This is a genomic window from Nocardiopsis halotolerans DSM 44410 (genome assembly GCF_000341065.1).
In the GTDB taxonomy this organism is placed as follows: Bacteria; Actinomycetota; Actinomycetes; order Streptosporangiales; family Streptosporangiaceae; genus Nocardiopsis; species Nocardiopsis halotolerans.
Genome location: NZ_ANAX01000293.1, coordinates 18,814 through 28,586, shown reverse-complemented (window position 1 = coordinate 28,586; position 9,773 = coordinate 18,814). Strand labels below are relative to the sequence as shown.

The 9,773-nt window shown below is 73.1% G+C and carries 11 protein-coding genes and 3 pseudogenes; 6 read left to right on the top strand and 8 right to left on the bottom strand.

The window, feature by feature from the left end; translation table 11 throughout:
• Nucleotides 1-49: 49 nt before the first annotated feature.
• Nucleotides 50-523 (bottom strand): annotated as a pseudogene (locus D455_RS33155) (ABC transporter ATP-binding protein); the annotation flags it as partial.
• Nucleotides 524-742: 219 nt separating this feature from the next.
• Here D455_RS33155 and D455_RS33915 point away from each other — a divergent pair.
• A pseudogene (locus D455_RS33915) lies at nucleotides 743-838 on the top strand (DNA-binding response regulator); the annotation flags it as partial.
• Between the two features lie 75 nt (nucleotides 839-913).
• On the opposite strand, the gene D455_RS35545 reads toward D455_RS33915, so the two are convergent.
• Both D455_RS35545 and D455_RS36230 read right to left on the bottom strand, forming a co-directional pair.
• Nucleotides 914-1,621, bottom strand: coding sequence for a cellulose binding domain-containing protein (locus D455_RS35545; RefSeq protein ID WP_241480313.1), 708 nt, complete (start codon nucleotides 1,619-1,621; stop codon nucleotides 914-916).
• Between the two features lie 71 nt (nucleotides 1,622-1,692).
• Nucleotides 1,693-2,091 (bottom strand): annotated as a pseudogene (locus tag D455_RS36230) (glucuronyl esterase domain-containing protein); the annotation flags it as partial.
• Here D455_RS36230 and D455_RS34910 point away from each other — a divergent pair.
• The 5 genes from D455_RS34910 (at nucleotide 2,021) to D455_RS0121730 (ending at nucleotide 6,066) form a co-directional block, all read left to right on the top strand.
• Nucleotides 2,021-2,200: a hypothetical protein gene (locus D455_RS34910; protein ID WP_017572800.1), complete on the top strand. Its 180-nt coding sequence runs from the start codon at nucleotides 2,021-2,023 to the stop codon at nucleotides 2,198-2,200. The pseudogene D455_RS36230 and the gene D455_RS34910 overlap by 71 nt on opposite strands.
• 820 nt (nucleotides 2,201-3,020) lie before the next feature.
• The gene (locus tag D455_RS0121745; RefSeq protein ID WP_017572799.1) at nucleotides 3,021-3,521 is read left to right on the top strand and encodes a SigE family RNA polymerase sigma factor; all 501 of its coding nucleotides are present in this window, start codon (nucleotides 3,021-3,023) and stop codon (nucleotides 3,519-3,521) included.
• Nucleotides 3,518-4,198, top strand: a complete 681-nt coding sequence (locus tag D455_RS0121740; RefSeq protein ID WP_017572798.1) for a hypothetical protein — start codon at nucleotides 3,518-3,520, stop codon at nucleotides 4,196-4,198. The genes D455_RS0121745 and D455_RS0121740 overlap by 4 nt, the downstream gene beginning before the upstream one ends.
• Nucleotides 4,199-4,283: 85 nt before the next feature.
• A complete protein-coding gene (locus D455_RS0121735; protein WP_017572797.1) occupies nucleotides 4,284-5,435 on the top strand; it encodes a serine hydrolase domain-containing protein in 1,152 nt (383 codons plus the stop codon).
• A 148-nt stretch (nucleotides 5,436-5,583) separates the two neighbouring features.
• Nucleotides 5,584-6,066, top strand: a complete 483-nt coding sequence (locus tag D455_RS0121730) for a DUF1269 domain-containing protein (RefSeq protein ID WP_017572796.1) — start codon at nucleotides 5,584-5,586, stop codon at nucleotides 6,064-6,066.
• Nucleotides 6,067-6,139: 73 nt separating this feature from the next.
• Here the strand turns inward: D455_RS0121730 and D455_RS0121725 are convergent, their stop codons facing one another.
• The 5 genes from D455_RS0121725 to D455_RS0121705 form a co-directional block, all read right to left on the bottom strand.
• The gene (locus D455_RS0121725; protein ID WP_017572795.1) at nucleotides 6,140-7,318 is read right to left on the bottom strand and encodes a 4-hydroxybenzoate 3-monooxygenase; all 1,179 of its coding nucleotides are present in this window, start codon (nucleotides 7,316-7,318) and stop codon (nucleotides 6,140-6,142) included.
• Between the two features lie 110 nt (nucleotides 7,319-7,428).
• Nucleotides 7,429-8,202 (bottom strand): IclR family transcriptional regulator, encoded by a 774-nt coding sequence (locus tag D455_RS0121720; RefSeq protein WP_206539285.1) that lies wholly within the window; start codon nucleotides 8,200-8,202, stop codon nucleotides 7,429-7,431.
• A gap of 92 nt (nucleotides 8,203-8,294) precedes the next feature.
• Nucleotides 8,295-8,483, bottom strand: coding sequence for a DUF2795 domain-containing protein (locus tag D455_RS0121715; RefSeq protein ID WP_017572793.1), 189 nt, complete (start codon nucleotides 8,481-8,483; stop codon nucleotides 8,295-8,297).
• A gap of 46 nt (nucleotides 8,484-8,529) precedes the next feature.
• The gene (locus D455_RS0121710) at nucleotides 8,530-8,769 is read right to left on the bottom strand and encodes a hypothetical protein (protein WP_152487130.1); all 240 of its coding nucleotides are present in this window, start codon (nucleotides 8,767-8,769) and stop codon (nucleotides 8,530-8,532) included.
• A 106-nt stretch (nucleotides 8,770-8,875) separates the two neighbouring features.
• Nucleotides 8,876-9,619: an SDR family oxidoreductase gene (locus D455_RS0121705; protein ID WP_017572791.1), complete on the bottom strand. Its 744-nt coding sequence runs from the start codon at nucleotides 9,617-9,619 to the stop codon at nucleotides 8,876-8,878.
• Nucleotides 9,620-9,773 lie beyond the last annotated feature (154 nt).

Sequence of the window (9,773 nt, the reverse complement as noted above, 5' to 3'; positions counted from 1 at the left end):
CGCCCCCGCCGCGACGCATCAGCGCGGCGGCGATGACGTCGACCGCGGTCTAGTCGCCGCCGATGGCGCGGAAGACGTCGTCGAGCCGGGTCGGTCCGGCTTCGAGGCCCCCAGTCCCACCGCGTGGCCCCTCGCCCAGCCGAGCAGGGCGTACGGGCTCTCCTGGAGGCCGGGGGTCTCGACGAGGAACGTGCCGTCGCTCTGGCGCGCGGCGTGCGGCGGTGGCTCGGGGGCGTGCTCCGGAGGGGAGAAGCGGATCGTGGCGGGCAGGGTCCGCGTCAGCTCGGCGACGGTCCCCTCCCTGTGGAGGGCCCCTGTGCATCGGCCCGATGCGGTCGGCGCGCTGCTGGGCCTCCTCCAGGTAGTGCGTGGTGAGGACGATGGCGGCTCCGTCCTCGCGCAGCCCGTCCACGGCGTCCCACAGGTCGTCCCGGGCCTGGATGTCCAGACCGGTGGTGGGCTCGTCCAGGAAGACCAGCTCCGGCGGTCCGTACGCGGCGGTGGCGAAGTCCAGGCGCCGCTTCTCACCGCCGGAGAGCTGGGAGACCCTGGTCCCGGCCCTGCGGGTGGGGCCGACGGCGCCGAGTACGCGTCCGACGCCGTCCGTACGCCGGGTGAGCCCCCGATCAGCCGGACCGACTCCCGCACCGTCAGGTCCGGGGAGAAGACGCTCTCCTGGAGCATGACGCCCATCCGGGGCCGCACGGCGCGCCGGTTACGCGGGTCCCGGCCGAGGACCCGCACGGTGCGCAACTACCTGTCCGACGCGATGCGCAAGACCCAGACGCGTACCCGGCACGAGGCGGCGCGGTACGCGCGTGAGCACGACTGGCTGTGAAGGCGCGCGGGTCCCGCCCCGGCGGCCGGACGCGGTGCCGGGGCGGGATCCCTGGAATGCGTGGTGCGGGAACGGTCAGGGACTGGTGCAGGTGATGTCGCCGGGCGCGGTGGCGGACCCGCTGACGACGAAGCCGAAGGTGGCGTCTCCGTCGGGCGCGATCCCGCCGTTCCAGGGGGTGTTGCGCACCGTGACGGATCCGCCGTCCGCGGTGTGCTCGCCGTTCCAGAGGTTGCTGACGGACTGGCCGGAGGCGAGGGTCATGGTGACGGTCCAGCCGTCGAGCGCGCCGGCCGTGTCGTTGCGGACCGTCACCTCGCCCTGGTAGCCGCCGGACCAGCTGTTGACCGTCCGGTACTCGGCGGTGCAGGCGCCGTCCGTGCCGCCGTCGTCACCACCACCGCCGTCGTCACCGCCGCCGTCATCTCCGCCGCCGCCGTCGTCGCCCAGGACCGGGGTCTGCCAGTCCCGCCACCGGGACAGGTCACCGGACTCACCGGGTGACATCCGGAAGACGCCGGGGGCGTCGCCCGTCCCCAGCAGGAACGCCTCGATGTGCTGCCGCAGGGGAGCCGCCCACTCGGACCTGGCCGCGCAGTGGGTACCGTCCTGCACGTCGGACCAGTAGGTGATGTTCCCGCTCGCGCCGAGCGCCTCGTAGACCTCCGCCCCGGCCAGGGCCGCCACGCTTCCGGACGTGGCCCCCAGCCAGTCGACGTGCGGGTTCTCCATGACGAAGAGCCCCCGCGGCGCGACCATGGCCACGATCTCGTGCGTGTCCACCGGCANNCCCCGAGCCACGGCTGCTCCGAGTAGGCGCTGCTCAGCGGTTGGGCGCCGTCCTCCTGGGCGACCCCGCGGAGGGCGGGGACACCGGCGGTGCCCGACTCGATCGGCATGGTCAGGTCGACGCGCTGGTCGAAGGCACCGGCCACGAAGGCGCCCTTGCCGAACCGCGAGCACCCCGTGACACCGGTCACGTCGGCCCGGAGGACGCCGCCGTCGGACTGCTCGATGACGTCGATGATGCGGCTCACGCCCCAGGACCAGGCCATGAGCAGCCCCGTGCCGCTGGAGGAGCCGTAGACGTCGTAGAACGCGCCCTGCTTGTTGCTCCGCGACGTGCCCTCCTGCCCCACCGTGTAGGGGTCGAAGCTGACGACGGCGGCGCCGGAGGACCTGATGGTGTCCGTGTCCGCCCCGAACCCGCCCAGGACGACGACGGCCGAGAAGGGACCGGGACCGCTCGGCAGGTCGACGCTCGCCGTGAAGCTGGAGCTCCTGCCCTGGTCCGTCACGTTCACGGTGATGCTGCTACCGGTCACCGTTCCCGTGACGCTGTCGGGCGGTCCCGGCTTCTGACCGTAGAGGGAGCGCTCCGCCATCTCCTTGATCTCCGCGCGTCGGCACCGCCACTCGGACCTGGTGGAGACGCGTGTGCCGTCCAGCCTCGTGAAGGGGTCGGGAAGCAGGGAGTTCGCGGTCGAGGGGCCCGGGTCGGGAACCGCGCAGTCGGCGCCGTCGAACTCGACGGCGGGTTCGGCCCGCACGGCGGCGCCCGCCTGCGGGGTGAGGGCGGTGGCCAGGCTCAGGGTGACCGCGACCGCGGCCGTCCACGCCCGGGGACGATGTCGGGGTAAGCGCATGGGGACCTCCGGGAGGGGCGCGCGGTCGGCTGGAACGGCCCTCCGCCGGGACGGCGTCGCGTCGTGTACCCGCCGGTACGCGCCGGGTGGGGGGTGAGCCGGGTCGGCCTGGGAGGAGGTGCCGTGGGAGGCGCGGGGGCGCATACGGACTCCGGGTGTCGCGCGTGTCGCGCGTGTCGCAGGCCGGAACCTGGCTGGGGGCACTCCGATCGTAACGGAAAGTTCCGGTTCCATTCCAGAGAGGGAGACGCTTTGTTCCGGAATGTTGTGGAAGAAGCTGCAACAGGACATGCGACCTGGAAAACCCCCTTCACCACCACGAGAAACACAGGACGCAAAACCACGCACCGGGAAATCCCCGCACGGAACCTCGCATTCATGGGATGACACTCGTAGGTGATCTCCGGACCTCGCCCGGCACTCAGCACCCTCCCGGCGGCCGGAAATCCAGAAACGAGGAGAACGCGGTAAACGTTCCTCGGCGCCCACCGCGTTGTAACAGATGACATGTCCGACGCGGCGTACGGAGCGGGACGGTGGAATTCGACGACTACGTGCTGGCGCGCGGGGACGCGTTACTCCGTTTCGCCTACGTACTGTGCGGCGACGCCCACCGCGCGGAGGACTTCGTACAGGAGGCACTCGTCCAGTGCCACCGCCGCTGGAGGCGCATCGAACGCGAACGCGGCCTGGACTCCTACGTCCGCAAGGCGATCCTGCGGCAGTTCCTGTCCTGGCGGCGGCGCGGGGCCGCGCGGGACTGGCCCACCGACCGCTTCGAGGAGCGCGGCGGGTGGGACCAGCACGTGGAGGCGGTCGCCGAGCGCGACACGATGCACCGGCTTCTGGCCCAGCTTCCGCGCCGCCAGCGCGCCGTCCTCGTACTGCGCTACTACGAGGACCTGCCGGACCAGCGCATCGCCGAACTGCTGGACTGCTCGGCCGCGACGGTCCGGGTGCACGCCGGTCGGGGACTGGCCCGGCTGCGCCGCCACCCCGACCTGGTCGGCACGGCACGAGCGGAGGAGGACACATGAGCGGGGATCCGAACGACGAGGCACTCGGAGCCGCCGTGCACGCGGCGTTCCACCGCCAGGCGCGGTCCGCGCCCGCCTCGCCCGGGCTGCTGGGGGCGGTCAGGGCACGCAGCCAGCGAAGACGGGTACGGGACACCGTCGCCAGCGGGCTGGCCCTGGTGCTGGTCGTGGCCGCCGCGCTCGCCGGTGTGTGGGCGCTGCCCCTCGGCGACGACCGCCTCCCGATCCCCGCCGCCACGCCGCACTCCCCCGGCGTCTTCGCGGCCGACGAGGTCCGCCTGTGCCTGGTCCGGGACGTGGACGGACTGGCCGAGGTGCTCCTCTCCGCGCGCACCGGCGGCGACGTGGTCCGCACCGCCGTCACCGACACGGCGGGCGACCAGCGGTTCCGCGTGCGCACCGAGCACGCCGACACCTACACGCTGCACCTCGAGGTGCTCCGCGGAACGCCCGCCGGGCAGCCGTTGGAGGAAGCCCGCGACGTCACGGTCGAGGGCGTGGCGGGACGTCTGGGCGACGGCCCGCGCAGCGGCGACCGGACCCTGTACCTCGGCACCGGGGTCCCCGGCAGCACACTCGCCCTGCGCGTCGAGGGCACCGGTCCGGAGGACGCGCGCATGCTCGCCTGGGCGGAGAAGCTCACCGTCGACACCGGACGCGCGGCCTGCGACCACTGAACGGAGAACGCACCGCCGACACACCGCGAACTCACCGCGGAGACACCACGAAGACATCACGGAGACTTCGAAGGAGAGGGACGGCATGACGCACGCGTCGCACCCGGGTGCCGGCCGGGGGACGACCAGACGCCGGTTCGTGGGGCAGGCAGCGGCCCTCCTGTCGGGGTGCGCCCTCGCGGCGACGGGTGCCCTGGCCGGTTGTTCGTCACCGCGCGAGAGCGTCGGCGCGGCGATCGACGACTTCCTCGCCGACGCGGTCCCAGAAGGGGCCGGGCTGACAGTGCTCGCGGCGCACCGCGGCGAGATCGTGTACTGCGCGGGCAGGGGCGCGGCCGACCGCGGGTCCGGTATCGGCGCCGGGTGCGGCACGGTCTACGACATCGGCTCGGTCACCAAGCAGTTCACGGCGGCGGCGGTCCTGGGGCTGGAGACGGACGGGGCGCTGGCCACGGCCGATCCGCTCTCGCGGTTCCTGGACGGCATGCCCGGGGACAAGGGGGGCATCACGCTGCACCAGCTGCTGACGCACACGTCGGGGCTGCCCGACCGGCTCGGCGGCGACTACGACGTCCTGACCCGGGAGGACATGCTGGCCGCCGTGGCCGGATCGGAGCTGCTGTCGACCCCGGGCACCGAACACCGCTACTCCAACACCGGGTACAGCGTGCTGGCTGCGGTGGTCGAGGAGGTGTCGGGCACCGGCTACGAGGAGTACCTGGCCACACGCCTGTTCACTCCGGCCCGCATGGCGCGGACCGGCTACGTCCTGCCCCGGTGGGACCCCGCGCAGATCGCGGTGGAGTACGACGCGTCGGGAACCCCGGCGGGCAGGCCCCACGAGCGGCGCTGGAACGAGGACGGCCCCTACTGGAACCTGCGGGGCAACGGGGGGTTGCTCTCCACCGCACCGGACATGTTCCGCTGGCACCGAGCCCTGGAGGGGAACCGTGTCCTGCCGGAGGCGGCCAAGGAGAAGCTGTTCACCCCCCACGTGCGGGAGGGCGACAGCGCGTCCTACTACGGGTACGGCTGGGTGGTCGAGCCCGGGGACGGCGGCACGACCGTCTGGCACAACGGGAGCAACGGCAGGTCCTACGCGGAGTTCACCCGGTTCCTCGACGAGGGGCTGATGGTGTTCTGGGCCACCGGTGACGTGCGCCGCGACGGTGCCTGGAACCTCCAGGAGCTGGACCTGACGCGGGGAACGGCCGAGTGCGCGCGCGAGCACGGGTGACGCGCGTGGCGGAAGGGCAGAAGCCCGGGGCCCGCCTTGACCGGACGTGTCACCACGCGCGGTTCCATCCGAGGCCCGCCACGGGCAGGGGTCGCCGTGATCGGACCCGTCCGGAAGGGCCGGAGACGAAAGAGGAGGACACGCGCCCATGGCCCAGCTCATCGTCCTCGGCGTGGCCGACCGCGACACCGCCGAGAAGGCCCTGGACATCGCCACGGACCTGAACGAGCAGCAGCTCCCGCGTCTGGAGGACGCCGCCTACGCCTACAAGGACGGCAAGGGGCGTCCCCGCGTCCACCAGTCCGTGAGCACCACCGGCATGGGCGCCGCCAGCGGCGCCCTGTGGGGCACCCTCATCGGCCTCGTCTTCCTCGACCCGCTCCTGGGACTGGCGGTCGGCACGGCCACCGGAGCGCTCGCGGGCAGGCTCACCGACATCGGCGTCGACGACGACGTGACCAAGCAGATCGGTTCCCAGCTCGAACAGGGACGCACCGCCGTGTTCCTGCTCGCCGACGTCACCACCGCCGACCGGGTCGTCGACGCGTTCAGGCCGCTGCGCCCCACGGTGATCCAGACCAACCTGTCCAAGGACGACGAGCAGGAACTCATCGAGGCCCTGCGGCCCTGAACCCCGCGGCCCCGGGGCTCCGTCACCGGCACGGCCCTCCCGTACCAGCGGCGGAGCGCGGCCGCCCCGGAGCTCACCCGAAGCGGATGGGCAGTCCCGCGTAGTTGTCGGCGAACTCGGTGGCCGCGGCCTCCGAGTCGACGACGCGCCGGAGCTGGGAGAGCTGGAGCTGTGCGTCGAAGTCGTCGCCGTGGCGGTGGAACGTGTTCGTCATCCACCAGGAGAAGTGGGTGCACCGCCACACCCGCCTCAGCGCGGTGTCGGAGTAGGCGTCGGCGAGTTCCTCCCGGCCGTCGCGCAGCCACGCGGTGAGCGCGTCGGCGAGCAGGGAGACGTCGGCGACCGCCAGGTTGAGCCCCTTGGCCCCGGTGGGCGGGACGATGTGCGCGGCGTCCCCGGCGAGGAAGAGCCTGCCGTGGCGCATGGGCGTGGTGACGAAGCTGCGCATCGGCAGGACGCTCTTGTCGGTGATGGGGCCGGTGCCCAGTTCCCATCCCTCCCGGCCCGCTCCGAGCCGGGTGGTGAGCGCCGCCCAGATCCGGTCGTCGCTCCAGTCGGCGACGTCCTCGTCCGGGCGGACCTGGAGGTAGAGGCGGCTGACCGTGGCCGAGCGCATGCTGTGCATGGCGAACCCGTCGGGGTGCCAGGCGTAGATGAGCTCGTCGGTGGAGGGGGCGACGTCGGCGAGCACGCCCAGCCATGCGAACGGGTAGGTGCGCTCCCACACCCTCTGGTGCTGGCCGGGAACGGCCCGGCGACTGGGTCCGTGGAACCCGTCGCAGCCCACGACCACGTCCGCGTCCACCCGTTGGGAGGCGCCGTCGGAGTCGGTGAAGGTGACGTGGGGGCGGTCGGTGTCGACGCCGTGCGGGGTGACCTCACTCGCCTGGTAGAACGCCGGACGGCCGGCCTCCTCCCTGGCCGCCATGAGGTCCTTGGTCATCTCGGTCTGCCCGTAGACGGAGACCGACCGGCCCACCAGGTCGACGAAGTCGACGTGGTGGCGCTCCCCCGGCCACTGGAGGTACACCCCGCGGTGGTGGTCGGCCTCGGCGGCCAGGCGTTCCCCCACGCCCGCCCGGGTGAGCACGTCGACGGTGCCGGACTCCAGCATGCCCGCGCGGATGCGGGACCGGACGTGGTCGGCGCTCTGGCGTTCCACGAGGACCGACCCGATCCCCTGGAGTCCGAGCAGGTGGGAGAGGAGGAGCCCGGCCGGGCCCGCTCCGATGATCGCTACCTGGGTGCGCACGATGGCCCTTCCTCGTCGGTGTCCGGCGCGCGGTGCCCGTCACGGCCCGCGCTCCGTGGGGGCGGTGTGTCGACGATGGCCTGTTCGTGAGCGGCGTCACCATCGCCTTCTCACTCATTGAGAGAGGGATCGCCGTCGACCCGTCCCATCGCGCGCGAGACCGAACGGGCCGCGGTGCGCACGGCGGGGACCACCGCGGCGGCGTTCCCGTCGTTGGGCACCACCACCGACAGGGCGGCGGCCACGGCCCCGGTGGAGTCCCGGACGGGTGCGGCGACGGCCGCGGTCTCCCCGTCGATGAACCCCCGCGCCAGCGCGTATCCGGACCGGCGGACCTCGGCCAGGAGGGAACGCAGTCGGCGGGGGTCGGTCACCGTCTCGGCGGCGTGGGCGCGCAGGGGGCCCGCCAGGACCCTCTCCTGGAGCGGGGCGGGTGCGTGCGCGAGCAGGACCAGCCCGGACGAGGAGACGTACAGCGGCAGACGACCGGCGATCCGGGTGATGTTGACGACCGCGCCCCGGGCGGAGAGCCGCTCGACGAACAGCACCTCCTCGCCCTGGAGGACGCCCAGCTGGGTGTGCTGTCCGACCACGGCGTGGAGGTCCTCCATGACCGGCCGGGCCGCCTCGCGCAGGCCGAGCGCGGGTGAGGAGCGCGTGGCTAGTTCCCACATGCGCACGCCCACGCGGACGCGGCGGTCGGGGTCGCGTTCCAGCCAGCCGTGTTCGACGAGGCCGTCGACCATCCGCGAGGCGGTGGCCACGTGCAGGCCGGCGCGACGGGCGACCTCCGAGATCCGCAGCGCCCGGTGCTCGGGGTCGAAGGCCTCCAGGACGCGCACCACCCGGGACAGTACGGACTCCCCGTTCACCGGTCTCACCACGGCAGCAGTGTGCCCTCCGGCGCCGCCCGGTGTCCACACCGGGGGTGGCACGGGCGCCATGCGCTGGCGCCCGCCCCCGTGGAAGCGACCCGCTATCCGAACACGGCCTTCTGCACGTCGTCCGGACCGTCGAACCGGCTCACGTCGGCGTTGGAGAGCGTCTCGACCAGACCGTCGTCCGCGCCGTTGCTCCTCGCCAGCGACACCAGGTCGTCGCGGCTGGCGGGGTAGTCGGCTCCCTTGAGCGCCTTCTGCAGGTCGATGGGGCTGATGCTGGCCATGTCGGCCTCCCGATTCTCCGTGCTGGTGCTGTCGGACTCCAGTCGGCTACCCGGGCGCCACGGCGGCAACCCCACCGGACGGTAAAGCGGGGGAGGCCTCCGGGCCGGTTCGGTCCCGGGTGAAACGCGTCAGGAGGATGTCGACGACCTGGGCCACGTGGTCGTCGGGGATCTCCGCGCGGCCGGCGAGGCGGTGGTGGGTGAGCGTCAACGGTCCCACGTCGGCCAGGAGCGCCCGGTCCTTCGGAGCACCGTCCGCCGGGCCGTCGCCTCCCGGTCCGGCCATCCGCGGCGTGGCGCCGGCTTCCCGGCCCCCGCGTCCGGGCCCGACCGCCCCCACCCAGTCGTCGGAGGCGGTCAGGCCGGGCGCCACGGGGACGTGCTCAGGGCCCCTAACGCCGCATCGCGAGCCACGCGTCGAAGGTGGTCGGGGTGATGTGCGCGTCCTCTCCGGGCAGCAGCACCTCGCCCGCCATCTCCGTGCCGAACATCCCCGACCACGTCGGCACGAGCGTCACCTCGCGCCCGCGTGCCCGGTGGGTGCGCCGGGCCATGTCCACCAGGTCCTGCGTCTGGGGTCCGGCGACGTCGGGGTGGCGCTCGCGCGGCTCACCCACCGCGACCTCGGCCAGGACCCGGGCCACGTCCGCGGGGGCGACCGGCTGCACCAGCAGCGGCGCGACCGTGGCCACGCCGTCCCGCTCGGTCCAGCACGCCACCATCTCGGCGAAGTCGTGGAACTGCGTGGCCGGGACGACCGTCCACGGCACCGGCCCGGCGGACACCAGGCGTTCCTGCTCCCGCTTGCCCGCGTAGTGCGGGTTTCCCTCGACCCGGTGGATGCCCACGATCGAGAGCAGCACGTGGTGGCGGACCCCCGCCCGTTCCTCCGCGGCGAGCAGGTTCCGCGTGGCGGCGCCGAGGTACTCCACCGTCGCGTCCCGGTCGTTCGCCGGGGCGTTGGTCGCGTCGACGACCGCCTCGACACCGGTGAGCGCGGCGTCGAGTCCGTCACCGGTCACCAGGTCCACACCCAGGGACCGGCTGATGCGCACGACGTCGTGTCCGTCCCGTTCGAGGGCGGCGACCGTGAGGGAACCGATGTTTCCCGTGGCGCCCGCGACCGCGATCCGCATGAGGGCCTCTCCTTCTCTCCTTGTGCGCCACACGTTATCCGGTCGGAACCGGGGGTCTCCCGGAGAGCCGCATCCACCATCCACCGTTCGGTGGACCCCCGGGGTCGGCACCATCGGCGTCCGACGGTGACCGCGTGGGCGATCCGCCGCGGGC